A 25,395-nucleotide genomic window follows, 5' to 3' on the forward strand; every position below is an offset into this window, starting at 1 on the left:
GTGCGTCATATTGCGCAGGGCCGCCGGCAGCAGGCGGCCAGCTCTCCGCAGAGCCGCCTGACGGGGCATCCGCGACGGCAAGAATTGCGCGAGCGCCTCCGCCACGGCTATCACGAAGCGGCAGCGCGGTGTTTTGCCGTCCTGTCGGGGCCGGCTTCGGGCGTATCGGCCACGTTGATTTTTGCATCGCGGTTGATAAGCAAGGCGGCTGAACGGATGCCTTTTCGCCGCCCGGTGTTTTCGCTCGCCGGCCGCCGAATCAGAAGATCTGCGATCGATTCTATTAACGTTCTCATCGCGGGCTCCTGCGTGACAGTGTCTGTCAGAGAGAGTATCCCCTTCCCACAGACCCTGCCGATGAATATTCCGTCCAGCCGCCACCCCGGTCACGGTGCCTGCAGTCAGCGTCAAAAGAAATTCCTATGATCGGACAGTGACCCGCCGCGCCGGGCGCGGCGGCCGTTTACCGGCCAGCGCGCTGGGATAAGGGGTTCTGACGCGCGAGATTTCGTGTTAAACACAGAGGGTACGCCGGCGCATCGCCGGCTCTTTGCCTGGAGAAGATCATGTCCGCCGTTGATTCTGCTGCACTGCACACCCTGTTCCATGACGCCCGCACGCACAGCTACTGGCAGGATAAACCTGTCGACGAGGCGCTGCTGCGTCAGCTGTATGCGCTGATCGCACTGGGGCCGACTTCAGCTAACTGCTCGCCTGGCCGGCTGCTGTTTATCACCAGTCCTGAAGCGAAAACAGCGCTGAAACCGGCGCTCTCCGCCGGAAATGTCGATAAGACCATGAGCGCACCGGTGACGGCCGTGGTAGCCTGGGATCCGGCATTTTATACCCAGCTGCCGGCGCTGTTTCCGCACGCTGACGCGAAAAGCTGGTTTACCAGCAGCCCGGAACTGGCGCAGGAAACCGCATTCCGTAACAGTAGTCTGCAGGCCGGATACCTGATCATGGCCGCCCGCTCCCTGGGGCTGGATGCCGGGCCAATGTCGGGTTTTGATTCACAGAAGATCAATGAAACGTTCTTCGCCGACAGCGGCTGGCGAGTCAATGTACTGATAAATCTGGGCTACGGTCTGCACGAGAAGCTGCACCCGCGTCTGCCGCGCCTGACGTGGGACCAGGCCTGCCAGCTGCGCTAGCGTCCCGGAAATAATGGCCGACCGAGGGCGAAAACCTGAGCCTGGTCTGAAAATGACCAGGCTATACCTTAGAGCAGATGCAATCAGGCAGGAAAATTCTTACACTTACCGTGATGTTCCACAGACCATTATCACGGAGCGACAAATGGCAAGTCATTTTGCACGGTGGATCCCCCCTTCTCCGCACGCGTTTACCGGACGGTTGCCGCCTCAGCTGATCGTTGGCAGCGAAGGTTTACCTGAACGTCGTCGCGGTCGCTTTCTGGCCGCCCGGGCGCTGCTGGCCGAGCTGATGCTGCACGTATATGGCATGCCGGAACTGCCGCCGCTCACCGTCAGCGCCACCGGTCGCCCGGCGTTCAGCGATCCGGCTCTGCCGGATTTTAGTATTGCCTATGCAGGTAACGTGGTAGGCGTCTTGCTGGCCGACGAGGGCGGTCGCGCCGGGCTGGATATGGAGATCGTCCGGGCACACAGCCGGCAGACGCTGGAACAGCATTATCAACACTTCACCTCCGCCGAACTGGCGTGGATCAACGCCCAAAGCGATCCGGCCGAGGCCGCGACGCAAATCTGGACCCTGCGCCAAAGCATTCTTAAACTGACCGGTGAACAGGAGTACGAGCGCCATCTGCAGCTGCATCCGGCCTCCGGGCGCCTGCGCGCTGCGGGACAACCGCCGATTCAGGTCGTCTCTGATGCCGAGACGCTGCTGGTCTGGTCCTGTGCATTTTCACCGGAAAATGACCGGCTGCGCCTGTGGGAGTATCAGGGCGGGCGACGCTGGGCGGAAATCCGCATGATTGCGCGGCATCCTCAGGAGATAAGTCCCCGCGCGCTGCGCCTGACCAGTCAGCCGCTGGAGAAAAGCCTGCACTACTAGAGGGAAGGCGCCGGGACGCCAGGGTCCCGACGCAACGGCCCGCCTATTTATACAGCGTCGCCGAGCCCCACGCCCGGTTGTCCAGCGTCGAAGCAGTGATTTTCCAGCTGGATGCCCCTTTCGCCATCGCCCGCTCGGCGAGCTTCATCGCCACCTCATCTGGCGTAGAACCCGACGCAGACACGGTGCCGATGCGCTCACCGCGCATCAGGGTATCTTGCTGCGTCGCGGCGCCGGCCATGCCCACTGCCAGCGACGCCAGCAGCACACCAAACATCATTACCTTTTTCATGATCGTACTCCATCAGGAAGAGAGTCTGAACCCGCCTGCGCGGCGGGCTCGCCGTTGATGGAGTAAGTATAAGGAGCGACCGGTGACGAAAGCCTCACGCAAGCTTAACATTTTCGTGATCCTCGCTGGCCGCCCCGGGCGATCAGTGGCCGTCAACAAACACAATCTTGAGCACAAACAGCAGGGCCACGACGACTAAGCACGGGCTGATTTCCCGCCAGCGGCCGGTGCCCAGCTTCATCACGCAGTAGGAGATAAAGCCCAGGGCGATCCCCTCGGTGATGGAGAAGCTGAACGGCATCATGGCAGCGGTAACGAATGCCGGCACCGCTTCGGTAAGATCATCCCACTTGACGCGCGACAGGCTGGACGTCATCAGCACGCCCACGTAGATCAGGGCGCCGGCCGCCGCGTAGGTCGGCACGATGCCCGCCAGCGGTGACAGAAACATCACCAACAGGAACAGCAGGCCGGTAACTACCGCCATCAGGCCGGTGCGGCCACCGACGGAGACTCCGGAGGAGCTTTCAATGTAGGCGGTGACGGAAGAGGTGCCGATAAAGGAACCGGCCACCGAGCTCACGCTGTCCACATACAGTGCCTGTTTCATCCGCGGAAATTTACCGTTCTCATCGGCCAGTCCGGCCTTGTCAGTCACGCCAATCAGCGTGCCGGAGGAGTCAAACAAGTTAACCAGCATAAAAGAGAAAATAATCCCGGCCATGCCGATATTCAGCGCGCCGGCTAAGTCCACCTGGCCCACTACGCTACCGATCCCGGTCGGCATCGAGAATACGCCGTTAAACGTCACGTCGCCCAGCGCCATGCCAATCAGCGTGGTCACCACAATCGACACCAGCACCGCAATGTGGATATTACGCGAAGCGAGGATGGCGATAATAAAAAAGCCCAGCGCACCCAACAGCACGCTGTGTGAGGTCAGATCGCCAACCATCACCAGGGTGTCTTTATTCGCAACGATGATACCGGCATTTTTAAGGCCGATCAGCGCAATCAGCAGGCCAATTCCGGCGGAGATCCCGACCCGCAGGCTGAGCGGAATATTGGCAATCATCCAGTAGCGAACGCGGAACAGGGTCAACAGCAGCAGCCCCACCGCCCCCCAAAAGATCGCGCCCATGCCGACCTGCCAGGAGACGCCCATCGCGCCCACGACCACAAAGGCGAAAAAGGCATTCAGCCCCATCGCTGGCGCCAGCGCCACCGGCAGGTTGGCCACCAGCCCCATTAAAATACTGCCGAAGGCAGCAATCAGACAGGTGGTGACAAACACCGCCCGGGTATCCATGCCGGCGACGCCGAGGATCTGCGGGTTAACAAAGACGATATACACCATGGTCAGGAAGGTCGTAATTCCGGCGATCACTTCGGTACGCACCGTCGTACCGTGCTCCTGCAATTTGAACACGCGCTGCAATAAACCCGGATGAGTCATGAAAGGGCCCTGAGAGAAGAAAAAGTCAGCGGTTATCCTACCGCAAAAAACGTTATTTTGACGCGGCGCAGCGAGAAATTTTCACCGCGTTGGCTTTGCCGATTGCCGTGCGATAGCCGCGAGTCAGGGCAGTTTGACGGCACGGCTTCGCCAGGGTACCCGCGCCAAAACGACGCGGGTCAGCAGGCGCCGGCGGCTTAGCCGATCGCCCCCAGCGTATCCTCTCCTCCCTGCTGTTTCGGAAGCAGAAACAGGGTGGCGAGAATATCCAACAGGTAAATAAGCGCCAGCAGGGTGATGGCGGCCACGAATGACCACTGGGCCACCAGCAGGCCAATCACCAGCGGGCCGAAGCCGCCGACGCCGCGCCCCAGGTTAAACAGCACATTCTGCGCGGTGGCGCGCGCCGCGACCGGAAAGGTGTCGGAAATGAGCGCGCCGTAGCCGCCAATCATGCCGTTGACAAACATGCCCATGATGGCGCCGGTAAACAGCATCCACGTCGGATCGCGCAGCTGAGCGTACAGCACCACCATGACCACGGCGCCAAACTGATACAGCAGAAAAATTTTCCAGCGTGCGAAGCGATCCGCCAGCGCGCCAAACAGCCAGATGCCGATGGTCATACCGACCACGGTGACCGCCGTCCACAGCCCCGATTTGGTCAGCGAGAAACCAAACTGGCTGGAGAGGTAGCTCGGCATCCAAATCATCAGGCCGTAGTAACCAAAGTTTTGTACCGAACAGAGAATAAAAATACCCAGGCTGGCCCGGGCGGTTGCGCGGTCTTTCACCAGCAGCCCCAGCCGGGCGCGGAAGGAGAGCGGTGACGCCTCGCTGGCCTGGCGGGTAAAGGCCTCCGGCTCGCCCATGCTGCGGCGAATCACAAACGAGACCAGCGCCGGCAGCAGCCCCACCAGGAACATGCCGCGCCAGCCAATGACCTCCAGCAGCGGCGGGGTGATAAACGCCGCCAGCAGCACGCCAAGCTGCCAGCCCATACCGACCCACGCCGAGGCGCGATTACGCTTGTGCGGCGGCCAGGCTTCGGCAATCAGCGCCATGCCGATACCAAACTCACCGCCCAGCCCCATTCCGGCCAGCGTCCGGTAAGCCAGCAGATCCCAGTAGCCCTGCGCCACCGCACACAGACCGGTGAACAGCGAGAACATCAGAATGGTAAAGGTCAGTACGCGGATACGTCCGAGCCGATCGCTGAGGTGGCCAAACAGGATGCCGCCAATGACCGCACCTATCAGCGTCCAGGTGACCAGCGAACCGGCTTCAGAGGCGCTGAGCGACAGTGAAACGGCGATCGCCGGCAGCATAAAACCGAGGATCAGCAGGTCGAAGCCGTCCATCGCATAGCCGCTGACGGCGGCCAGCATCGCTTTACCGGGCGTGGCGCCCGGGGCTGACGTGGGGTGAGTCATGATTCTTTTCCCTGAAAATAGTAAGTGCGGCGATTATAAGTTCGCCTGCCGCGGGATACCAGGGAAAGGGGGAGAGAGAAACAGGCGGGGCGGCGCCCGCCGGAGGCAAATAACCGCGCTACGCCGGATTGTTAGTCCCGTCGTCGCCGGCCAGCAGCTGATCGAGCTTATCGCCGCCGACGTGGCGGAAATCCTGACCTTTAACAAAATAGAAGATAATTTCGCAGATGTTTTGGCAGCGATCGCCGATGCGCTCAATCGCCCGCGCGCAGAACAGCGCGGTGAGCACGCTGGGAATGGTGCGCGGATCTTCCATCATGTAGGTCATCAGCTGGCGAACGATACCTTCGTACTCCTGATCGACTTTTTTATCTTCGCGATAGATCTCAATCGCCTCGTCGAGATCCATGCGCGCGAAGGCGTCCAGCACGTCGTGCAGCATCTGTACCGTGTGGCGGCCAAGCGACTCAAGGCTGACCAGCAGCGGCTGCTGCTGCTGAGTAAACTTTTCCAGCGCGGTGCGGCTGATTTTCTCGGCCACGTCGCCGATACGCTCCAGTTCGGAGATGGTTTTGATGATCGCCATCACCAGCCGCAGATCGCTGGCGGTGGGCTGGCGCTTGGCGATAATGCGCACGCACGCCTCGTCGATCTCCACCTCTTTCATGTTGATCTGCTGGTCGTCATCAATGACCCGCTGGGCCAACACCGCATCCTGATTGTGCATGGCGGTGATGGCGTCGCTGAGCTGCTTTTCTACCATGCCGCCCATGGTCATCACCTGGGTGCGGATGTGCTCCAGCTCGGCATTAAACTGACCGGAGATGTGCTTATTCAGATTCAGATTGTCCATGAGGTTCTCCCGTCAATCAGCCGTAGCGGCCGGTGATATAGTCTTCGGTCTGCTTCTGTGCAGGTTTGGTAAACAGCGTATCGGTATCGGTAAATTCAATCAGCTCCCCCAGATACATAAAGGCGGTGTGGTCAGAACAGCGCGCCGCCTGCTGCATATTGTGCGTGACAATCACCACCGTGTAATCCTGCTTCAGCTCGGAGATCAGCTCTTCAATGCGCATGGTGGAGATCGGATCCAGCGCCGAGCAGGGCTCATCCAGCAGCAGGACCTCCGGGCGGATAGCGATACCGCGGGCAATACACAGGCGCTGCTGCTGGCCACCGGAGAGGCTGTATCCGCTTTGGTGCAGCTTATCTTTGGTTTCATTCCACAGCGCCGCCTTACTCAGCGCCCACTGCACGCGCTCATCCATATCGGCCCGCGACAGCTTTTCAAACAGCCGCACGCCAAAAGCAATATTGTCGTAAATGGACATCGGAAACGGCGTCGGCTTCTGAAAGACCATGCCCACGCGGGCGCGCAGCAGGGCGATATCCTGACTGGCGGTAAGAATATTGTCCCCATCCAGCAGGATCTCACCTTCGGCGCGCTGCTCCGGATAGAGCGAGTACATTTTGTTGAAGGTACGCAGCAGGGTCGATTTACCGCAGCCGGACGGGCCGATAAAGGCGGTGACCTGGTTTTTCGCAATCTCCAGATTGATGTTTTTCAGCGCGTGGAATTTCCCGTAGTAGAAGTTCAGATCGCGAACCTGCAGTATTCCGGGGGTCTGAGTAGCCATACGTTGTCTCTTCTCTGCTAGCCGGCGCCGCGTCACCGCCGCGCCGATAAATTAGTGTTTGCTCTTGGTGAAAATCACCCGCGCCAGGATATTCAGCATCAGCACGCACAGGGTAATGATCAGTACGCCGGCCCAGGCCAGGCTTTGCCACTCGCTGAACGGGCTCATGGCGAATTTAAAGATGGTTACCGGCAGGTTGGCGATCGGCTGCATCATGTCGGTGCTCCAGAACTGGTTCGACAGCGCGGTGAACAGCAGCGGTGCGGTTTCGCCGGCGATGCGCGCCACCGCCAGCAGCACGCCGGTGATGATCCCGGAGACCGAGGCTTTCAGCGTGATGGCGGAGATCATCTTCCACTTCGGCGTGCCCAGCGCGTAGCTGGCTTCGCGCAGGCTGTCGGGTACCAGCTTCAACATATTCTCGGTGGTGCGGATAACGATCGGAATCTGCAGTAGCGCCAGCGCTATCACCCCGGCCCAGCCGGAGAAGTGCTGCATTTTCGCCACCACCAGCGTGTAAACAAACAGCCCAACCACAATCGACGGGGCCGACAGCAGAATATCGTTGATAAAGCGGATCACCTCGGCAAGCCAGGACTTCCGGCCGTACTCCGCCAGGTAAATTCCGGCCATGATCCCCAACGGCGTGCCGATAACCGTCGCCCACAGGATCAGCAGACCGCTGCCGACCATCGCGTTAGCCAGACCGCCCCCCGCGGTATTCGGCGGCGGGGTCATTTCGGTAAACAGCGACAGCGACATGCCGTCAATGCCCTTGGTGAAGGTGGTCAGCAAGATCCATACCAGCCAGAACAGGCCGAAGGCCATGGTCAGCATCGACAGCGTCAACGCAATGCGGTTGCGGGTGCGGCGGCGCGCCTGCCGTTTACGTCGCGAGGCGTTCAGCGCCTGACGGGCCTGCTGTTCCAGCGTGGTCATGAGCGCGCTCCTTCATTCTTCGCCAGGCGGAGGATCAGCAGCTTCGAAATCGCCAGGACGATAAAGGTGATAACAAACAGAATCAGCCCCAGCTCCATCAGCGCGGCGGTATGCAGGCCGGACTCTGCTTCGGCAAATTCGTTGGCCAGCGCCGAAGTAATACTGTTACCCGGCATATACAGCGATACGCTGTCGAGCTGGTAGGTGTTACCGATGATAAAGGTCACCGCCATGGTCTCCCCCAGCGCGCGCCCCAGGCCGAGCATGATGCCGCCGATTACTCCGTTTTTGGTGTAGGGCAGTACGATACGCCAGATCACCTCCCAGGTGGTGCAGCCAATGCCGTAGGCGGACTCCTTCATCATCACCGGTGTCTGCTCAAACACATCGCGCATCACCGAGGCAATGTAGGGGATTATCATGATTGCCAGGATTACCCCGGCGGCCAGAATCCCGATACCGAAGGCCGGTCCGGCGAACAACGCACCCACAATGGGAATACCGGAAAGTACATCGCCCACCGGGGTCTGAAAATATTCGGCAAACAGCGGGGCAAAAATAAACAGCCCCCACATGCCGTACACGATGCTGGGGATCGCCGCCAGCAGCTCAATGGCAGTGCCCAGCGGGCGACGTAGCCAGCCGGGAGCCAGTTCGGTAAGAAATAGCGCAATACCAAAGCTGACCGGTACCGCAATGATCAGTGCGATAAGCGAGGTCACCAGCGTGCCGTAGATCGGCACCAGTGCCCCGAACTCTTCGTTCGGTGCATCCCAGGTTTTGGTCCACAGGAAACGCAGGCCGAATTTGTCGATACTCGGCCAGGCGGAAATGATCAGGGAAACGATAATGCCGGCCATCAGCAACAGCACCGTCAGCGCCGCCAGTTTGACCAGCGCGCTGAACAGGATATCACCATACTTACCCGGGGCTTTAAACGTCGGCTTACTTGCAGCCATAACAGTCTCGATAGTCAGGGGGGGTCAACCCGTTGCTGCCCGTCCGTCAGTCAAAACGGGCAGCAGGGAACGCTTAGTACAGGGCGTTACCGGCACTGTCTTTAATGTTGGTTTTCCACGCGGCGCGGATCTGCTCGGTCACTTCCGCCGGCAGGGTCGCGTAGTCCAGCGCGTTAGCCTCTTTGGCACCGTCTTTATACGCCCAGTCGAAGAATGTCAGCACGGCCTTCGCCTGCTCCGGCTTTGCCTGCTGCTTGTGCATCAGGATGAAGGTAGTTGAGGTGATCGGCCACACATTGTCGCCCTTCTGGTTGGTCAGGTCCTGAGCAAAGGTTTTGCTCCAGTCGGCGCCTTTTGCCGCGTTGCTGAACGAGGTTTCGGTTGGCGAAACCGCTTTACCGTCGGCATCCACCAGTCTGGTATAGGCGAGATTATTTTGCTTGGCGTAGGCGTACTCTACGTAGCCAATCGACCCCGGCAGGCGCTGCACAAAAGCCGCTACGCCGTCATTGCCCTTTCCACCGAGGCCCGTCGGCCAGTTGACGGTGTTGCCTTTACCCACTTTGCTGGCCCAGTCGGCGTTCACCTTTGTCAGATAGCTGGTGAAGACAAAGGAGGTACCGGAACCGTCAGCGCGGCGCACCACGTTGATATTGGTCTCCGGCAGGGTCACGCCCGGGTTGAGTTTAGTAATCGCCGGATCGTTCCACTTTTTCACGTTGCCGAGATAGATATCCCCCAGCGTTTTACCGTCCAGCACCAGCTGGTTTGATTTGATGCCCGGAATATTGACGGCCAGTACTACGCCGCCAATCACCGTCGGAAACTGGAACAGGCCGCCTTTCGCCAAATCCTCTTCCTTCAGCGGCGCATCTGACGCCCCGAAGTCGACCGTTTTGGCGTTGATCTGCTTGACGCCGCCCGAAGAACCGATGCCCTGATAGTTCACCTGATTACCGGTGGCTTTTTGGTAGGTATCGGCCCACTTGTTGTAGATCGGTGCCGGGAAGGTCGCACCCGCGCCGGTCAGGTTTGCCGCGAAGACAGACACAGCGCTAAATGAAACGGCTGCGGCAATAAGTCGCGCTACGGTGCTTTGCTTCAGTGTCATGTTCCCTCCGGGGGAGTTAAGCGTCAGTGTGGTTCAGGTGATTATTTGAGTATTGCTGCTGGAGGGAAAATAGGACAGTTTGGTGACAGTTAAATGTCCACCATATGACAGTTTTATGACAGCGGATCGTATGGCGGAGGGCGGGAATAAAAAACCCGGCCGCGCAAAGGCGGGCCGGGCGGGTCAAACCGAAGGAGAGCGAGGTTACTCGACCGTCACCGACTTCGCCAGGTTACGCGGCTGGTCAACGTCGGTGCCCTTGATCAGCGCGACGTGATAGGAGAGCATCTGCAGCGGCACGGTGTAGAAGATCGGCGCAATCACCTCTTCCACGTGCGGCAGCGGAATGATGCGCATCCCGTCGCTGTCGCTGAAGCCGGCATCGCGATCGGCAAACACATACAGCAAACCGCCGCGCGCGCGCACCTCTTCAATGTTCGACTTCAGCTTCTCCAGCAGTTCGTTGTTTGGCGCCACCACGATCACCGGCATATCGGCGTCAATCAGCGCCAGCGGACCGTGCTTCAGCTCACCGGCGGCATAGGCTTCGGCGTGAATGTAGGAGATCTCTTTCAGCTTCAACGCCCCTTCCATCGCAATCGGGTACTGATCGCCGCGACCGAGGAACAGCGCATGGTGCTTGTCAGAGAAGTCCTCCGCCAGCGTTTCAATCAGCTTGTCCTGCGACAGCATGGCTTCGATGCGGCTGGGCAGCGCCTGCAGAGCGTGCACAATATCGCGCTCCTGCTGCGCCGGCATGCCGTTGAGGCGGCCGATTTTCGCCACCAGCATCAGCAGAACGGTCAGCTGCGTGGTGAAGGCTTTGGTGGACGCCACGCCGATTTCGGTGCCGGCTTTGGTCATCAGCGCCAGATCGGATTCACGTACCAGCGATGAGCCAGCCACGTTACAGATAGCCAGTGAGCCAAGGTAGCCCAGCTCTTTCGACAGGCGCAGCGCGGCCAGCGTATCGGCGGTTTCACCCGACTGTGACAGCGTGATCAGCAGGCTGTTACGGCGCACGGCAGATTTGCGATAGCGGAATTCCGACGCGATTTCAACGTCGCACGGCACGTTGGCCAGCGCCTCAAACCAGTAGCGTGAGACCATCCCGGAGTTGTAGGAGGTGCCGCAGGCCACGATTTGGATATGTTCCACTTTCGCCAGCAGGGCATCGGCGTCCGGGCCCAGCTCGGAGAGATCGACTTCACCGTGGCTGAAACGCCCGCTGAGGGTGTTTTTCAGCGCATTTGGCTGTTCAAAAATCTCTTTCTGCATGTAGTGGCGGTAGAGGCCTTTATCACCGGCGTCATATTGCACGCTGGACTCAATCTCCTGACGCTGCACCGCGGCACCGCGGCGATCGAAAATGCTCAGATCGCGACGGGTCACTTCGGCGATATCGCCCTCTTCCAGATAGACAAAGCGCCGGGTAACCGGCAGCAGCGCCAGCTGGTCGGAGGCAATAAAGTTTTCCCCAACGCCGCGGCCAATCACCAGCGGGCTGCCGGAGCGGGCGGCCACCAGCGTGGAGGGATCGCGGCTGTCCATGATAACCATACCGTAGGCACCGCGCAGCTGCGGAATAACGCGCTGGGCGATTTCACGCAGGCTACCGCCGTGCTGCTGCTGCTCGCGATGCACCAGGTGCGCCACCACTTCAGTGTCGGTTTCTGAATTAAAACGGTAACCTTGTTCAGTTAACTGCGCCCGCAGCGGCTCGTGGTTTTCAATGATGCCGTTGTGCACGATGATGATGTGCCCGGAGACGTGCGGGTGCGCATTGGCCTCGGAGGGTTCACCGTGGGTCGCCCAGCGGGTGTGCGCGATGCCGGTGCCACCGTGCACCGGCGTCTGCGCGGCGGCATCCGCCAGCATCTGTACTTTGCCAAGGCGACGCAGACGCGTGACCTCACCTTCCTGATTGACCACCGCCAGACCGGCAGAGTCATAACCGCGATACTCGAGACGCTTTAAGCCTTCCAACAGGATTTCAGCAATATCACGCTGCGCCACGGCGCCAACAATTCCACACATAGGTTAGATTCCTGACTTCACGGGGAGAATCCCCTTTCGTTGTCTTAGTACCCGATCGTGCCCCGAGCCTTGTAGAGAGAAGGGGCGCCCCGGCCGATCAGGGCCGGGGTTATAGCGAGCCTCTCATTCGCGGAGGCCTTGTTATGTCTTTTTTACCGGCCGTTGCCAGTTGGTTTTAAGCTGCTGATCTTTGCGGTTGTAGACCAGGCCGGCGGCGGACACGTCCGTCATCACCGTGGTGCCGGCGGCAATAGTACTGCCCCGGGCGATGCGCACCGGGGCCACCAACTGGGTGTCCGATCCGACAAACACGTCATCTTCTATCACGGTGGTAAATTTATTCGCGCCGTCGTAGTTACAGGTAATGGTACCCGCACCAATATTCACGCCGGCACCGATCTCGGCGTCGCCGAGGTAGCTGAGGTGACCGGCCTTCGAGCCTTTGCCCAGCGAAGCTTTTTTCATTTCCACGAAGTTGCCGACGTGAGCGCCCTGTGCCAGCACGCTGCCGGGGCGCAGGCGGGCAAACGGCCCGACGGTGACCTCCGCGTCCAGCGTGGCGTCTTCAATCACGCTGTAGGGGCTGATCACGCTGTCATCGGCGATGGTGGCATTGCGGATCACGCAGCCGGCGCCGATTTTCACCCGGTTACCGAGCGTCACCTGACCCTCTATTACCACGTTGACATCGATCTCCACGTCGCGCCCGTGCGTCAGGCTACCGCGCAGATCGAAGCGTGCCGGATCGCGCAGCATCACCCCGGCCAGCAGCAGCTTTTCCGCCTGCTCCTGCTGATATACCCGCTCAAGGGTCGCCAGCTGCAGGCGGTTGTTCACCCCTTCGGTTTCGCTGGCGCGCTGCGGTTGCACCGCCTCAATACGGTGACCTTCCCGATGTGCCAGCGCGATAATGTCGGTGATGTAGTATTCGCCCTGCGCATTGTTATTGGTTAACTGCGCCAGCCAGCGCTTCAGGTCGCCACCGTTGGCAATCAGGATGCCGGTGTTGATCTCCTGCACCGCCAGCTGCGTCGGCGTTGCGTCCTTCTGCTCAACGATCCCGGTGATCACCCCGCCGTCGCGCAGGATACGGCCATAGCCGGTAGGGTTGTCCAGCGTGACCGTCAGCAGACCAATACCGCCCTGAGGTTTCGCTTCGCGCAGGCGCTGCAGCGTGTCCGCCGCAATCAGCGGCACGTCGCCGTACAGCATCAGAATGTCTTCATCATCGGCAAAGTGCGGCGCCGCCTGCTGCATTGCATGGCCGGTACCGAGCTGCTCGGCCTGTAATACCCAGTTGAGGCTGTCGTCGTTCAACGTCTTTTGCAGCCGTTCACCGCCGTGACCGTAAACCAGATTCACCCGGCGCGCGCCAAGGTGTTTGGCCGTATCAATGACGTGCTGAACCATGGGTTTACCGGCAAGGGTGTGCAGAACTTTGGGGAGATCGGAATACATACGGGTGCCCTTGCCGGCGGCAAGGATCACCACGCTCATCGCGCTGTTTGACATAACACTCCAGGCCCTAAATTTATCAAAAGAAAGTAAAGCGTTTACCGGGTTACATTACCACATATTTCTCGGCTCAAAATTAGCCGCCCTCTGCGGTGGCCGCGGGTCGGCCCGGCGCAGGCATAAAAAAACCGGTCGGGTAAATACCGGACCGGTTTATTCAGGACATCAAGCCTTACATCGCTTTTTTGGTCAACTCGATTACGCGCAGTTTGGCAATCGCTTTGGCCAGTTCGGCAGACGCCTGGGCGTAATCGACATCGCCGTGGGAGCCGCTCATGTGCTCTTCAGCTTTGCGTTTCGCTTCCAGCGCGCGCGCTTCATCAAGGTCAGCACCGCGGATCGCCGTGTCAGCCAGCACGGTAACCGTACCCGGCTGCACTTCCAGCACGCCGCCGGAGAGGTAGATAACCTCTTCTTCACCGTGCTGCTTAACGATGCGAATCATACCCGGCTTAATGGCAGTCAGCAGCGGGGCGTGGCCCGGGCGAATGCCCAGTTCACCTTCGCTACCGGACACCTGAATCGTCTGTACCAGACCGGAGAACAGTTGATGTTCTGCGCTGACAACGTCCAGATGAAAGGTCATAGCCATAACACACCTCCAGGAGAACTATCCCTGCCGGGCTAAGCGGAAAAGCCCGGCTTTTCCGACTCTGCCGGCAGAAGATAATTACAGTTTCTTCGCTTTTTCTACGGCTTCGTCGATGGTACCGACCATGTAGAACGCCTGCTCCGGCAGGTGGTCGAATTCACCGTCCATGATGCCTTTAAAGCCACGGATGGTGTCTTTCAGCGACACGTATTTGCCCGGAGAACCGGTGAAGACTTCTGCTACGAAGAACGGCTGAGACAGGAAGCGCTGAATCTTACGCGCACGTGCCACCAGCAGTTTGTCGTCTTCAGACAGCTCGTCCATACCGAGGATGGCGATGATGTCTTTCAGCTCCTGATAACGCTGCAGCAGAGACTGCACGCCGCGCGCGGTATCGTAGTGCTCCTGGCCAACCACCAGCGGGTCCAGCTGACGGCTGGTGGAATCCAGCGGGTCAACGGCCGGGTAGATACCCAGGGACGCGATCTGACGGCTCAGAGTAACAGTGGAGTCCAGGTGGGCGAAGGTGGTCGCCGGAGACGGGTCAGTCAGGTCATCCGCCGGCACGTATACGGCCTGGACGGAGGTGATTGAACCGGTCTTGGTGGAGGTGATACGCTCCTGCAGGACACCCATTTCTTCTGCCAGGGTCGGCTGGTAGCCTACCGCAGACGGCATACGACCCAGCAGCGCGGAGACTTCGGTACCGGCCAGGGTGTAACGGTAGATGTTGTCAACGAACAGCAGCACGTCACGACCTTCGTCACGGAATTTCTCCGCCATGGTCAAACCGGTCAGCGCCACGCGCAGACGGTTACCCGGCGGCTCGTTCATCTGACCATACACCAGGGCCACTTTGTCCAGTACGTTGGATTCGGTCATTTCGTGGTAGAAGTCGTTACCCTCACGAGTACGCTCACCCACGCCGGCAAACACGGAGTAACCGGAGTGCTCGATCGCGATGTTACGGATCAGCTCCATCATGTTGACGGTTTTACCCACGCCCGCACCACCGAACAGACCCACTTTACCGCCCTTCGCGAACGGACAGATCAGGTCGATAACTTTGATGCCGGTTTCCAGCAGTTCCTGCGAGTTGGACAGCTCTTCATAAGAAGGTGCCGCACGGTGAATAGAGGCAACCTCCACCGCGCTACCGTCTTCCTGCGTCAGCTCGCCTTTCATGTCGATAGGCTCGCCCAGCACGTTCATGATACGGCCCAGCGTAGCTTTACCAACCGGTACTTTAATCGGCTCAGCCAGGTCGGTCACGACCAGGCCACGCTTCAGACCGTCAGACGAACCCATGGCAATGGTACGCACCACGCCGCCGCCCAGCTGCTGCTGAACTTCCAGCACCAGACGAGCCTCACCATTTTTAACCTCAAGGGCGTTGTACACTTGCGGTACTGCGTCCTGAGGGAATTCGACGTCAACTACGGCGCCGATGATCTGGACAATCTTTCCAGTTGCCATCTTGAATCCTCTACCTAATTCGATAGTACCCCGCTAGCCTGGCGCTGACGCCAGGGCCGGGTATACACCTGGTTAAACCGCGGAGGCCCCCGAGACGATCTCGGTAAGTTCCTGGGTGATGCTGGCCTGACGAGCTTTGTTGTAAACCAACTGCAGCTCTTTGATCAGGTTGCCGCCGTTATCGGTCGCCGCTTTCATCGCCACCATACGTGCGGCCTGTTCGCTGGCCAGGTTCTCCACCACGCCCTGATAGACCTGCGATTCGACGTAACGACGCAGCAGGGTATCCAGCAGCGCTTTCGGATCGGGTTCGTACAGGTAATCCCAGGTTTTCTTCTGCATCTCTTCTTCACCCTCTGCTGGCGGTAACGGCAGCAGCTGGTTGATGCTCGGAGTCTGAGACATGGTGTTATTGAACTTGTTGTTGACCACATACAGCTTGTCGATGCGGCCCTCATCATAGGCCTGCAACATCACTTTCACCGGACCAATCAGATCGGACAGGGACGGCTTATCGCCCATGCCGGTGACTTGGGCCACGACGTTGCCACCCACAGCACCAAAGAAGGAGACCCCTTTAGAACCGATAATCGCCAGATCGCTCTGCACGCCCTTATCAGCCCAGGCCTTCATCTCCGCCAGCAATTTTTTGAACAGGTTAATGTTCAAACCACCACAAAGCCCGCGGTCGGTAGAAACGACCAAATAGCCGACGCGCTTCACGTCGCGCTCTTCCAGGTAAGGGTGCTTGTATTCCAGATTACCCAGCGCAATGTGACCAATCACTTTGCGCATGGTGTCTGCATACGGACGGCTGGCCGCCATGCGTTCCTGCGTTTTACGCATTTTGGAGGCGGCGACCATTTCCATCGCTTTGGTGATCTTCTGCGTGTTTTTCACGCTGCCGATCTTGTTACGTATCTCTTTTGCGCCGGCCATTAGCTTCTCCTCAAAAGCCTTGCGGCCTGCCTTATTCAGGCAAGCCGCCAGACATTACCAGGACTGGGTTGCTTTAAACGTCTCGAGGAGCGCTTTCAGCTTCTCTTCGATGTCGCTGTTGTAGTTACCAGCCTGGTTGATTTCAGCCATCAGCTCGGCGTGATCGCGGTCTGCGAACGCCAGCAGTGCCGTTTCGAAGCTACCGATTTTCGCCAGTTCGACGTCGTTCAGGTAGCCACGCTCGGCCGCAAACAGCACCAGACCCTGCTGCGCAACGGACATCGGCGCATACTGTTTCTGCTTCAGCAGCTCGGTCACTTTCTGACCGTGGCTCAGCTGTTTACGGGTCGCGTCGTCCAGATCGGAAGCGAACTGAGAGAACGCTGCCAGCTCACGATACTGTGCCAGCGCGGTACGAATACCACCGGACAGTTTCTTGATGATCTTGGTCTGTGCAGCCCCACCCACGCGAGATACGGAGATCCCCGGGTTAACCGCCGGACGGATACCGGAGTTAAACAGGTTCGACTCCAGGAAGATCTGACCATCAGTGATAGAAATCACGTTGGTCGGTACGAATGCAGACACGTCACCGGCCTGGGTTTCGATGATCGGCAGCGCGGTCAATGAACCGGTCTGGCCTTTCACCGCACCCTTGGTGAAGTTCTCAACGTACTCGGCGTTCACGCGGGAAGCGCGCTCCAGCAGGCGAGAGTGGAGATAGAACACATCGCCCGGGAAGGCTTCACGGCCCGGCGGACGGCGCAGCAGCAGGGAGATCTGACGGTAAGCAACGGCCTGCTTGGACAGGTCATCGTACACAATCAGCGCATCTTCGCCGCGGTCGCGGAAGTATTCGCCCATCGCACAGCCGGCATACGGTGCCAGGTACTGCAATGCGGCCGATTCGGACGCAGACGCCACCACCACGATGGTGTTGGCCAGTGCGCCGTGCTCTTCCAGCTTGCGAACAACGTTGGAAATGGTGGACGCTTTCTGACCGATGGCCACGTACACACATTTGATACCGGAGTCGCGCTGGTTGATGATCGCATCGATCGCCATCGCGGTTTTACCGGTCTGACGGTCACCGATGATCAGCTCACGCTGGCCACGGCCGATTGGAATCATGGCGTCGACGGATTTGTAACCCGTCTGTACCGGCTGATCAACGGACTGACGATCGATAACGCCCGGTGCAATCACTTCGATCGGTGAGAAACCGTCGTTGTCGATGGCGCCTTTACCGTCAATCGGTTCACCCAGGGTGTTAACCACGCGGCCCAGCAGGCCACGACCGACCGGAACTTCCAGGATACGGCCAGTACATTTCACTTTCATGCCTTCCGCGAGGTCGGCATACGGGCCCATCACAACGGCACCTACGGAGTCGCGCTCCAGGTTCAGTGCGATTGCAAAACGGTTGCCCGGCAGCGCGATCATCTCACCCTGCATCACATCGGCCAGGCCGTGTACGCGGATGATACCGTCGCTGACAGATACGATTGTACCTTCGTTGTGAGCCTCGCTCACGACATTGAACTGAGCAATGCGCTGCTTGATCAGTTCGCTGATTTCGGTGGAATTCAGTTGCATATGCTCCAGTCCCCTTAAGACTGCAAGACGTCTGCCAGACGCTCAAGGCGGCCGCGTACGCTGCCGTCAATGACCATATCACCCGCACGGATGATGACGCCTGCCATTACAGACTTATCAATTTTGCAATTCAGCTTAACTTTGCGTGACAGACGTTTTTCCATCGCGGCGCTGATTTTATTCAGCTGTTCGTCACTCAGTGCACTGGCGGAAATCACATCCACGTCAGCGGTCGCGTCATACGCGTCGCGTAACTGGATGAACTGCGACAATACATCGGGAAGCGCGATCAAACGTCCGTTCTCAGCCATCACCCGAATCAGGTTTTGGCCGGCGTCATCGAGTTGATCACCACAAATGGCAAGAAACGATGTCGACAGCGCTTCCGGTGCCATAGCACCGGACAGCAGCGCTGTCATCTGTTCGTTACGTGCGACTTCTGCGGCAAATGCCAGCATCTGCTGCCAGCGATCGAGACTCTGATGCTCAACAGCAAAGTCAAAAGCTGCTTTGGCGTAGGGGCGAGCTACAGTGATATATTCAGACATCAGCCCCTCCCTCCTTACAGTTCAGCGACCAGTTTATCAACGATGTCGCTATTAGCAGCTTCATCCACGGAACGTTCGATAATCTTCTCGGCGCCGGCCAGGGCCAGCATCGCGACCTGCTTACGCAGCTCTTCACGCGCGCGCTTACGCTCGGCGTCAATCTCAGCCTGAGCCTGAGCAACAATTTTGTTGCGCTCAGCTTCCGCTTCGGCTTTCGCTTCGTCCAGAATCTGGGCACGACGTTTGTTCGCCTGCTCAATGATGACCTGTGCGTCATCTTTGGCTTTTTTCAGCTGGTCGGTCGCAGAAGCCTGCGCGAGATCCAGATCTTTTTTCGCACGCTCGGCAGAAGCGAGGCCATCAGCAATCTCTTTCTGACGCTTCTCAATGGCAGCCATAATCGGCGGCCATACATACTTCATGCAGAACGCGACAAACAGGATGAACGCGATAGCCTGGCCGAGGATTGTTGCATTAATGTTCACAGCACAATGCCTCTTGTTAAGTTAACATTATCTGCCGAAACCCGGGGCCGCGGCAGACAGGGGTTCATGTTGGAGCGCGTGATGCGCCCCGCCATGAACAGGTGTTAGGCAACCGCAAACATCACGTACAGGCCCAGACCCACAGCGATCATCGGGATTGCATCCACCAGACCCATTACAACAAAGAACTGCGTACGCAGCAGAGGGATCAGATCCGGCTGGCGCGCAGCGCCTTCCAGGAATTTACCTCCGAGGATGCCGATACCGATCGCAGCACCGATTGCCGCCAGGCCCATCATCACAGCGGCAGCCATGTACAGCAGATCCATATTCAGGTTTTCCATGACAGTCTCCAGTTTGTTTCAGTTAAAACGCAGTAGTGTTGAGAAAAAATCAATGCTCTTCGGATGCCATCGACAGATAGACAATCGTCAAGACCATGAAAATGAAAGCCTGCAGCGAAATGATCAGGATGTGGAAAATGGCCCAAGGCACATTCAGAACCCACTGTGACCACCACGGCAACAGGCCGGCAATCAGGATAAAGATCAATTCACCCGCATACATGTTTCCGAACAGACGCAGACCCAGAGAAACCGGCTTGGAGAGCAGGCTCACCCCTTCGAGGATCAGGTTGATTGGAATAAAGATCGGATGATTGAAAGGTTGCAGGGTCAGCTCTTTAGTAAAGCCGCCGATGCCTTTCATTTTGATGCTGTAGAACAGAATCAAAATAAATACGCCAAGCGCCATGGACAGCGTTACGTTCACGTCGGCAGACGGAACCACGCGCAGTGCCGGCAGACCAAACACGTGCTCGCCGATAAACGGCAGCAGGTCAATTGGCAGCAGATCCATGAAGTTCATCAGGAATACCCAAACGAAAATCGTCAGGGCCAGAGGGGCGATAACTTTGCTTCTACCGTGGTACATGTCGCGCACGTTGTTATCAACGAAGCCAACCACCAGCTCGATAGCCGCCTGCAGTTTACCGGGAACGCCGCTGGTGACCGATTTGGCCACTTTGCGGAACAGCCAGAGAAAAATCAGGCCCAGAACCACAGAAAAAAACATGGAATCAAGGTTAATCGTCCAGAACGTCGCCGGGGCGTCGTGTGCGTTAACCAGCTCGAAACTACGCAGGTCCAGCTGAAGATGCTTCAGGTGGTGGCCTATGTATTCCTGCGGCGATGCGTATTCTCCTGCAGCCATGATGCCTCTTACCCTTTATTGTTAATTACAGCCGGTGCCAGTATCTGAACCACTAACACCGATAACCAGCCCAGCCCAACCGGCATAAACACCGCATTGAACGGCCCCAGCGCCACGATCAGCAGTGCAATGGTCACCAACACCTTCAGCGCTTCGCCGAGAGCAAAACTCCAGGCAACGCGGCCTTTTGCTGGTGTTTGTGCCTGATGGCGCCAGGCAAAAATCATAAACAACACGTTGGGCAGCCAGGCTGCCAACCCACCTAATAAAGCTGAAGTGCCCCACGATGTGTCCCTGAGGGCAAAGAGCGCACTGACGACCACCAGCGTGGCCAGTTGAAGCAGCAGGACCCGACGGGCCATGCTTACGCTGTATAGGGACACTGACATGGCGCTCTGTTCTCCTGCCCCAGTGGGGATGTCGCGTGTCGGATAACTGGATTTGCTGCCTGACCCGGTCAGGCAGCGAAAAACGTGCAAATTATACGGGGCGCACCTACGATTTCAATCGATAAGTCACCTAAAGGTGAACAATTATTAAAATTTCTTTCTGAGGGGCTATTTTCTCAAGTTAAGAAATTGGATTGCGCCGCACAAATCGACGATAAATTTTGACTGTTCCGCTTATAAAGCGTGCTGGCGATCACAGTTTATGGATGAATTGTATTCAACTCACGACGGATTAATCTGAATCAAAGCCGAAAAAATAAATAAAAAATCTTATAAATCAAAAGAATAAAGAAAAACAGTCTCTTTTTTACCGATTATCTTCGATAAAAACCTCATATTGACATCATCCGGACATTTTTATCCGGATAAATGCTGTCACGCGACGCTGAGGATAATCACCCTGTTTTTTCTGACGGCCGCCTGACAGGAAAAAGGCGTACGGTTAACGTGATAAGCGTGAAAACAAAATGTGAAATTAAGGTTAAATGTAACAGAACCGGTCGGATCGTTCGTGCACTCGCAGACGGAGGCGGCAGACCGCATCATGATGTGGTCTCTGCCCCCCCGACTCCGGGACGATCAGTGCGCCGCGTCGCGGCGTAAAATCACCAGATGACGTTCGCCGTCCAGTCCCGGCACCTGCAGCGGGTGAGACTGTTCCAGCGCAAAACCAGCCGGCAGCGCGGTCAACTCTTCGGTTGGCAGTACGCCTTTCAGCGCATAGAAGCGCCCTTGCCCACCGGGTAAATGGTGGCACCAGCTGAGCATGTCGCTCAGCGAGGCAAAAGCCCGGCTGATCACGCCGTCAAAGGGCGGTACTGCAGGAAACGCCTCTACGCGACTTTGTACCGGGGTGATGTTCGCCAGGCCCAGCTCGTGTTGTACCTGGCGCAAAAAACGTACCCGCTTACCCAGGCTGTCCAACAGCGTAAAGTGCGCCTGCGGCATGACAATCGCCAGCGGGATCCCCGGCAGGCCGGGGCCGGTTCCCACATCAATAAAGCGCTCACCTTGTAAGTAAGGACTTACAACAATACTGTCGAGGATGTGACGAACCAGCATCTGTTCCGGATCGCGCACCGATGTCAGGTTATAGGCTTTGTTCCATTTATGCAGCAGGGCCACGTAGTCCACCAGCTGCTGTTTCTGCTGATCGGACAGGGAAAGTGGCGTGCCGCTGAGCAGCCGTGAGAGTGTGTTAATCATTAAAGTTTCCCAACAGGCCGGCATTTGCCGGCCTCTGTGATCAGGCGCTTTTACGCAGCAGCCCTTGTTTTTTCAAGTAAATCAGAAGAATGGAAATAGCCGCCGGGGTAATCCCCGAAATGCGGGAAGCCTGACCAATGGAGGTGGGCTTATGGTCGTTCAGCTTGGCGATCACCTCATTGGACAGACCGTTAACTTGCCGATAGTCCAGTTCGGCAGGCAGCAGCGTATGCTCATTGCGCAGCTGACGGTTAATCTCTTCCTGCTGACGGGCGATATAGCCCTCATACTTCACCTGAATCTCCACCTGCTCAGCGGTCTGCGCATCGCTCAACGCCGGAGCGAAACGGCTCAGCGTCGTCAACCGGGCATAGGTCATCTCCGGACGGCGCAGCAGATCCTCGCCGTTGGCCTCTTTAGTCAGCGCGGCGCTCAGCACCGTATTGATCTCAGCGACCTGTTCAGTCTTAGGGTGTACCCAGATATCGCGCAGGCGCTGGCGCTCCTGTTCAATCTGCTCCAGCTTCTGGTTGTAGCGCGCCCAGCGGGCATCATCCACCAGCCCCAGCTCGCGACCGTTTTCGGTCAGGCGCAGATCAGCGTTGTCTTCGCGCAGCATCAGACGGTACTCCGCCCGCGAGGTAAACATGCGGTACGGCTCTTTGGTTCCCAGCGTACAGAGATCGTCGACCAGCACGCCCAGATAGGCCTGATCGCGACGCGGCGCCCAGCCCTCTTTATCGGCGGCGTAGCGCCCGGCGTTGAGTCCGGCCAGCAGTCCCTGCGCGGCGGCCTCTTCATAGCCGGTGGTGCCGTTAATCTGTCCGGCAAAGAACAGGCCCTGAATAAATTTACTCTCCAGCGTCGGTTTCAGATCGCGCGGGTCGAAGAAATCATATTCAATCGCATAGCCTGGGCGAACGATCTGCGCGTTTTCGAGGCCCTTCATGGAGCGGACGATGCCCATCTGTACGTCGAACGGCAGGCTGGTCGAGATGCCGTTAGGATAAATTTCATTACTGGTCAGGCCTTCCGGCTCAAGGAAGATCTGGTGTGCGTTACGATCGGCAAAGCGCATGACTTTGTCTTCAATCGACGGGCAATAACGCGGGCCGATTCCTTCAATCACGCCGGCATACATCGGGCTGCGATCGAGATTCTGGCGGATCACCTCATGGGTCTGCTCGTTGGTGTAGGTGATATAGCAGGGTACCTGCTGCGGATGCTGAGACACATCGCCCATAAACGAAAAGACCGGCAGCGGCGTGTCACCGTGCTGTGGTGCCAGCACGCTAAAGTCGATGGTGCGCGCATCCAGTCGCGGTGGCGTCCCGGTCTTCAGACGACTCACGCGCAGCGGCAATGCCCGCAGGCGACGCGCCAGCGGGATCGACGGCGGATCGCCCGCCCGTCCACCGCTGTAGTTATCCAGCCCGATATGGATCTTACCGTCCAGGAAGGTACCCACGGTGAGCACCACCGATTTGGCGCGGAACTTCAGTCCCATCTGGGTTACCGCACCCACCACGCGATCGTTTTCAACAATCAGATCGTCCACCGCCTGTTGGAAGATCTTCAGGTTCGGCTGATTCTCCAGCGCGGTACGTACCGCCTGACGATACAGCACGCGGTCAGCCTGAGCGCGGGTGGCCCGTACGGCCGGCCCTTTGCTGGCGTTTAGTATCCTAAACTGAATGCCGGCGCGATCGATCGCGCTGGCCATCAATCCGCCGAGGGCATCCACTTCCTTCACCAGATGGCCTTTGCCAATGCCACCGATCGCCGGGTTGCAAGACATCTGCCCCAGCGTGTCGATGTTATGCGTCAGCAACAGGGTGTGTTGACCCATTCGGGCAGCAGCCATGGCGGCTTCTGTTCCCGCATGACCGCCACCGATCACGATGACGTCAAAAGGATCCGGATAAAACATGGGACTGCACCTCGCGGTTGGAGCGAAAAAAGAACGTTCTGTTCGGGGCGGGAATTCTACTCAACTTTAGACCAGGACGAAAGCACCGGGATCGTCGGGTTATAAAAAGAAGATCTTTTTTATTTAAAGATCTCTTTATTAGATCTTCTATTAGGATCGTCCGATCCGGTGGATAAGTGTTAATACCTGATAAGGATCAATCATCTGCAGAGGATCAAAGCCTGTGAACGATCGGTGATCCGGATCCGGATAAGCTGAGCACAACCATCATGGTTATACACAGCTCACGCCGTGTACAGCGGTTGTTCTTTGGATAACTACCGCTTTTCACCAGCTGATACCCGATTTTATCCACAGTTAACCGCGCGCATTTTGTGCGATTTTGAAGAAAAAAGTGATCTCCGGGGCGGATCGGACGATCAGATCAGCACTTTCCAGCCAGCGATCCACTCACCGGCCGGATCTTCCGGAATCTCATGCTGCAGGACATCGATCTCCAGCCGATCGCCGATTCGCTGCGCGCCACAGCGCTGCAGTAGCGCATCAAACTGGCGGATCGCACCGCAAAACAGGTCATATTCATGGTTGCCAAGACCGACAGCACCGTAGCGCACAGCGGACAAATCGGGCAGCTGTGAGGCAATGGCCTCGTACAGCGGCTGCAGATTGTCGGGCAGTTCTCCCGCGCCGTGCGTGGAGGTGACCACCAGCCAGATGCCCGAGAGCGGCAGCGCATCGAGTTCAGGATCGTGCAGTAAGGCGGTGGTTAGCCCATCCTGCTGCAGCAACGTTTCAAGGTGTTCAGCAACATATTCTGCGCTGCCGAGGGTACTGCCGCTAATGAGGGTGATCGCTGCCATAAATCTGTCCTGAGTGAAAACGCTGCCTATTGTAAGCTGTGATCAAGCCAGGATCTACCTGTGAATAAGTAAGGGTATTTATACGGGATCCGCTGAGTCATCCGGGGATCGGGGTGTGGACAGCCTTGTCCACCGTCCGCGGAGAAAATCAGGGTTTAATGGTGCGCATGATGGGGTTTTGCAATGAGATCAGGGTTTCCGTGGACTGAATCTCATCGATGGTCTGAATCTTATTGATCAGCACCTGCTGCAGGGCATCAATCGATTTGCACATGACCTTGATAAAGATGCTGTAGTGGCCGGTGGTGTACCACGCCTCGACCACCTCCTCCAGCGCGTCGAGCTTGCTCAGGGCGGCCGGATAGTCGCGAGCGCTTTTGAGAATAATGCCGATAAAGCAGCAAACGTCATAGCCGAGGCGGCGCGGATCGATGGCGACCTGGGTTCCCTTAATGATGCCGCCCTGCTTCATCTTTTCCACCCGGACGTGGATCGTGCCGGGGCTGACGGCGAACTGTTTCGCCAGCTCGGCGTAGGGGGTGCGGGCATTACTTAACAGGGCATTCAGAATGCCGCGGTCAAGATCGTCGATGTGAAGCGTATCAGACATTCTGCGTCCTGATTAACGAATAGGCAGTGAATAGCGGTTAATCTGACGGGATCGTTAATAAAAGGCAACCAAAAGT

General features: G+C 57.8%; 25 protein-coding genes. 2 read left to right on the forward strand and 23 right to left on the reverse strand.

Translation table 11 applies throughout. The features are described from left to right. Window positions 1-563: 563 nt before the first annotated feature. Both BS626_RS15780 and BS626_RS15785 read left to right on the forward strand, forming a co-directional pair. A complete protein-coding gene (locus tag BS626_RS15780; RefSeq protein ID WP_075183341.1) occupies window positions 564-1,154 on the forward strand; it encodes a malonic semialdehyde reductase in 591 nt (196 codons plus the stop codon). A 145-nt stretch (window positions 1,155-1,299) separates the two neighbouring features. Continuing rightward, window positions 1,300-2,037 (forward strand): 4'-phosphopantetheinyl transferase superfamily protein, encoded by a 738-nt coding sequence (locus tag BS626_RS15785; protein ID WP_075183342.1) that lies wholly within the window; start codon window positions 1,300-1,302, stop codon window positions 2,035-2,037. A 43-nt stretch (window positions 2,038-2,080) separates the two neighbouring features. Here BS626_RS15785 and BS626_RS15790 read toward each other — a convergent pair whose 3' ends face one another. The 23 genes from BS626_RS15790 to asnC form a co-directional block, all read right to left on the reverse strand. Then, on the reverse strand, window positions 2,081-2,329 hold the full coding sequence (locus BS626_RS15790) for a DUF1471 domain-containing protein (RefSeq protein ID WP_075183343.1): 249 nt from the start codon (window positions 2,327-2,329) through the stop codon (window positions 2,081-2,083). A 142-nt stretch (window positions 2,330-2,471) separates the two neighbouring features. Continuing rightward, window positions 2,472-3,785, reverse strand: coding sequence for an NCS2 family permease (locus BS626_RS15795; protein ID WP_075183344.1), 1,314 nt, complete (start codon window positions 3,783-3,785; stop codon window positions 2,472-2,474). A gap of 197 nt (window positions 3,786-3,982) precedes the next feature. Further along, window positions 3,983-5,218 (reverse strand): MFS transporter, encoded by a 1,236-nt coding sequence (locus BS626_RS15800; protein ID WP_075183345.1) that lies wholly within the window; start codon window positions 5,216-5,218, stop codon window positions 3,983-3,985. 118 nt (window positions 5,219-5,336) lie between these two features. Beyond that, window positions 5,337-6,071 carry a phosphate signaling complex protein PhoU gene (phoU, locus tag BS626_RS15805; RefSeq protein WP_075183346.1) on the reverse strand — a complete coding sequence of 245 codons (735 nt, stop codon included), beginning with the start codon at window positions 6,069-6,071 and terminating at the stop codon, window positions 5,337-5,339. Window positions 6,072-6,087: 16 nt separating this feature from the next. After that, window positions 6,088-6,855, reverse strand: a complete 768-nt coding sequence (pstB, locus tag BS626_RS15810; protein ID WP_075183347.1) for a phosphate ABC transporter ATP-binding protein PstB — start codon at window positions 6,853-6,855, stop codon at window positions 6,088-6,090. 51 nt (window positions 6,856-6,906) lie between these two features. After that, complete coding sequence (gene pstA, locus BS626_RS15815; protein WP_075183348.1) at window positions 6,907-7,794, reverse strand: phosphate ABC transporter permease PstA; 888 nt, start codon at window positions 7,792-7,794, stop codon at window positions 6,907-6,909. Beyond that, entirely contained in the window at window positions 7,791-8,753 is a 963-nt protein-coding gene (gene pstC, locus BS626_RS15820) for a phosphate ABC transporter permease PstC (RefSeq protein WP_075183349.1), read from the reverse strand. The genes pstA and pstC overlap by 4 nt, the downstream gene beginning before the upstream one ends. A 73-nt stretch (window positions 8,754-8,826) precedes the next feature. After that, window positions 8,827-9,864 (reverse strand): phosphate ABC transporter substrate-binding protein PstS, encoded by a 1,038-nt coding sequence (gene pstS, locus BS626_RS15825; protein ID WP_075183350.1) that lies wholly within the window; start codon window positions 9,862-9,864, stop codon window positions 8,827-8,829. A gap of 204 nt (window positions 9,865-10,068) precedes the next feature. Continuing rightward, the gene (glmS, locus tag BS626_RS15830; protein WP_075183351.1) at window positions 10,069-11,901 is read right to left on the reverse strand and encodes a glutamine--fructose-6-phosphate transaminase (isomerizing); all 1,833 of its coding nucleotides are present in this window, start codon (window positions 11,899-11,901) and stop codon (window positions 10,069-10,071) included. A gap of 141 nt (window positions 11,902-12,042) precedes the next feature. Continuing rightward, on the reverse strand, window positions 12,043-13,413 hold the full coding sequence (glmU, locus tag BS626_RS15835) for a bifunctional UDP-N-acetylglucosamine diphosphorylase/glucosamine-1-phosphate N-acetyltransferase GlmU (RefSeq protein ID WP_075183352.1): 1,371 nt from the start codon (window positions 13,411-13,413) through the stop codon (window positions 12,043-12,045). A 175-nt stretch (window positions 13,414-13,588) separates the two neighbouring features. Further along, complete coding sequence (locus tag BS626_RS15840; RefSeq protein ID WP_075183353.1) at window positions 13,589-14,008, reverse strand: F0F1 ATP synthase subunit epsilon; 420 nt, start codon at window positions 14,006-14,008, stop codon at window positions 13,589-13,591. Window positions 14,009-14,086: 78 nt separating this feature from the next. Next, on the reverse strand, window positions 14,087-15,484 hold the full coding sequence (gene atpD, locus BS626_RS15845; protein ID WP_075183354.1) for a F0F1 ATP synthase subunit beta: 1,398 nt from the start codon (window positions 15,482-15,484) through the stop codon (window positions 14,087-14,089). A gap of 72 nt (window positions 15,485-15,556) precedes the next feature. After that, the gene (gene atpG / locus BS626_RS15850; RefSeq protein WP_075183355.1) at window positions 15,557-16,423 is read right to left on the reverse strand and encodes a F0F1 ATP synthase subunit gamma; all 867 of its coding nucleotides are present in this window, start codon (window positions 16,421-16,423) and stop codon (window positions 15,557-15,559) included. A 54-nt stretch (window positions 16,424-16,477) separates the two neighbouring features. Beyond that, window positions 16,478-18,019, reverse strand: coding sequence for a F0F1 ATP synthase subunit alpha (atpA, locus tag BS626_RS15855; protein WP_075183356.1), 1,542 nt, complete (start codon window positions 18,017-18,019; stop codon window positions 16,478-16,480). A 14-nt stretch (window positions 18,020-18,033) separates the two neighbouring features. Beyond that, window positions 18,034-18,567: a F0F1 ATP synthase subunit delta gene (atpH, locus tag BS626_RS15860; protein ID WP_075183357.1), complete on the reverse strand. Its 534-nt coding sequence runs from the start codon at window positions 18,565-18,567 to the stop codon at window positions 18,034-18,036. Between the two features lie 14 nt (window positions 18,568-18,581). Further along, on the reverse strand, window positions 18,582-19,052 hold the full coding sequence (atpF, locus tag BS626_RS15865) for a F0F1 ATP synthase subunit B (protein ID WP_075183358.1): 471 nt from the start codon (window positions 19,050-19,052) through the stop codon (window positions 18,582-18,584). 104 nt (window positions 19,053-19,156) lie between these two features. Beyond that, window positions 19,157-19,396 (reverse strand): F0F1 ATP synthase subunit C, encoded by a 240-nt coding sequence (gene atpE, locus BS626_RS15870; protein ID WP_003849523.1) that lies wholly within the window; start codon window positions 19,394-19,396, stop codon window positions 19,157-19,159. Between the two features lie 49 nt (window positions 19,397-19,445). Then, window positions 19,446-20,264, reverse strand: coding sequence for a F0F1 ATP synthase subunit A (gene atpB, locus BS626_RS15875; RefSeq protein WP_075183359.1), 819 nt, complete (start codon window positions 20,262-20,264; stop codon window positions 19,446-19,448). An 8-nt stretch (window positions 20,265-20,272) separates the two neighbouring features. Continuing rightward, window positions 20,273-20,653, reverse strand: a complete 381-nt coding sequence (gene atpI, locus BS626_RS15880) for a F0F1 ATP synthase subunit I (protein ID WP_075183360.1) — start codon at window positions 20,651-20,653, stop codon at window positions 20,273-20,275. A 639-nt stretch (window positions 20,654-21,292) separates the two neighbouring features. Next, window positions 21,293-21,919 carry a 16S rRNA (guanine(527)-N(7))-methyltransferase RsmG gene (gene rsmG, locus BS626_RS15885; protein WP_075183385.1) on the reverse strand — a complete coding sequence of 209 codons (627 nt, stop codon included), beginning with the start codon at window positions 21,917-21,919 and terminating at the stop codon, window positions 21,293-21,295. A gap of 40 nt (window positions 21,920-21,959) precedes the next feature. Continuing rightward, the gene (mnmG, locus tag BS626_RS15890) at window positions 21,960-23,849 is read right to left on the reverse strand and encodes a tRNA uridine-5-carboxymethylaminomethyl(34) synthesis enzyme MnmG (RefSeq protein ID WP_075183361.1); all 1,890 of its coding nucleotides are present in this window, start codon (window positions 23,847-23,849) and stop codon (window positions 21,960-21,962) included. 419 nt (window positions 23,850-24,268) lie between these two features. Continuing rightward, window positions 24,269-24,709 carry an FMN-binding protein MioC gene (gene mioC / locus BS626_RS15895; RefSeq protein ID WP_075183362.1) on the reverse strand — a complete coding sequence of 147 codons (441 nt, stop codon included), beginning with the start codon at window positions 24,707-24,709 and terminating at the stop codon, window positions 24,269-24,271. Between the two features lie 148 nt (window positions 24,710-24,857). Further along, window positions 24,858-25,319, reverse strand: a complete 462-nt coding sequence (gene asnC / locus BS626_RS15900; protein WP_075183363.1) for a transcriptional regulator AsnC — start codon at window positions 25,317-25,319, stop codon at window positions 24,858-24,860. Window positions 25,320-25,395: the final 76 nt, after the last annotated feature.

Source organism: Pantoea sp. 1.19, from assembly GCF_001922585.1.
In the GTDB taxonomy this organism is placed as follows: Bacteria; Pseudomonadota; Gammaproteobacteria; order Enterobacterales; family Enterobacteriaceae; genus 1-19.

What these genes read in the sequence shown, in the direction of transcription:
- BS626_RS15785 (WP_075183342.1), top strand. Translation starts at nt 1,300, where the DNA reads ATGGCAAGTCATTTTGCACGGTGGATCCCCCCTTCTCCGCACGCGTTT.
- BS626_RS15790 (WP_075183343.1), bottom strand. Translation starts at nt 2,329, where the DNA reads ATGAAAAAGGTAATGATGTTTGGTGTGCTGCTGGCGTCGCTGGCAGTG.
- BS626_RS15795 (WP_075183344.1), bottom strand. Translation starts at nt 3,785, where the DNA reads ATGACTCATCCGGGTTTATTGCAGCGCGTGTTCAAATTGCAGGAGCAC.
- BS626_RS15800 (WP_075183345.1), bottom strand. Translation starts at nt 5,218, where the DNA reads ATGACTCACCCCACGTCAGCCCCGGGCGCCACGCCCGGTAAAGCGATG.
- phoU (WP_075183346.1), bottom strand. Translation starts at nt 6,071, where the DNA reads ATGGACAATCTGAATCTGAATAAGCACATCTCCGGTCAGTTTAATGCC.
- pstB (WP_075183347.1), bottom strand. Translation starts at nt 6,855, where the DNA reads ATGGCTACTCAGACCCCCGGAATACTGCAGGTTCGCGATCTGAACTTC.
- pstA (WP_075183348.1), bottom strand. Translation starts at nt 7,794, where the DNA reads ATGACCACGCTGGAACAGCAGGCCCGTCAGGCGCTGAACGCCTCGCGA.
- pstC (WP_075183349.1), bottom strand. Translation starts at nt 8,753, where the DNA reads ATGGCTGCAAGTAAGCCGACGTTTAAAGCCCCGGGTAAGTATGGTGAT.
- pstS (WP_075183350.1), bottom strand. Translation starts at nt 9,864, where the DNA reads ATGACACTGAAGCAAAGCACCGTAGCGCGACTTATTGCCGCAGCCGTT.
- glmS (WP_075183351.1), bottom strand. Translation starts at nt 11,901, where the DNA reads ATGTGTGGAATTGTTGGCGCCGTGGCGCAGCGTGATATTGCTGAAATC.
- glmU (WP_075183352.1), bottom strand. Translation starts at nt 13,413, where the DNA reads ATGTCAAACAGCGCGATGAGCGTGGTGATCCTTGCCGCCGGCAAGGGC.
- BS626_RS15840 (WP_075183353.1), bottom strand. Translation starts at nt 14,008, where the DNA reads ATGGCTATGACCTTTCATCTGGACGTTGTCAGCGCAGAACATCAACTG.
- atpD (WP_075183354.1), bottom strand. Translation starts at nt 15,484, where the DNA reads ATGGCAACTGGAAAGATTGTCCAGATCATCGGCGCCGTAGTTGACGTC.
- atpG (WP_075183355.1), bottom strand. Translation starts at nt 16,423, where the DNA reads ATGGCCGGCGCAAAAGAGATACGTAACAAGATCGGCAGCGTGAAAAAC.
- atpA (WP_075183356.1), bottom strand. Translation starts at nt 18,019, where the DNA reads ATGCAACTGAATTCCACCGAAATCAGCGAACTGATCAAGCAGCGCATT.
- atpH (WP_075183357.1), bottom strand. Translation starts at nt 18,567, where the DNA reads ATGTCTGAATATATCACTGTAGCTCGCCCCTACGCCAAAGCAGCTTTT.
- atpE (WP_003849523.1), bottom strand. Translation starts at nt 19,396, where the DNA reads ATGGAAAACCTGAATATGGATCTGCTGTACATGGCTGCCGCTGTGATG.
- atpB (WP_075183359.1), bottom strand. Translation starts at nt 20,264, where the DNA reads ATGGCTGCAGGAGAATACGCATCGCCGCAGGAATACATAGGCCACCAC.
- atpI (WP_075183360.1), bottom strand. Translation starts at nt 20,653, where the DNA reads ATGTCAGTGTCCCTATACAGCGTAAGCATGGCCCGTCGGGTCCTGCTG.
- rsmG (WP_075183385.1), bottom strand. Translation starts at nt 21,919, where the DNA reads ATGATTAACACACTCTCACGGCTGCTCAGCGGCACGCCACTTTCCCTG.
- mnmG (WP_075183361.1), bottom strand. Translation starts at nt 23,849, where the DNA reads ATGTTTTATCCGGATCCTTTTGACGTCATCGTGATCGGTGGCGGTCAT.
- mioC (WP_075183362.1), bottom strand. Translation starts at nt 24,709, where the DNA reads ATGGCAGCGATCACCCTCATTAGCGGCAGTACCCTCGGCAGCGCAGAA.
- asnC (WP_075183363.1), bottom strand. Translation starts at nt 25,319, where the DNA reads ATGTCTGATACGCTTCACATCGACGATCTTGACCGCGGCATTCTGAAT.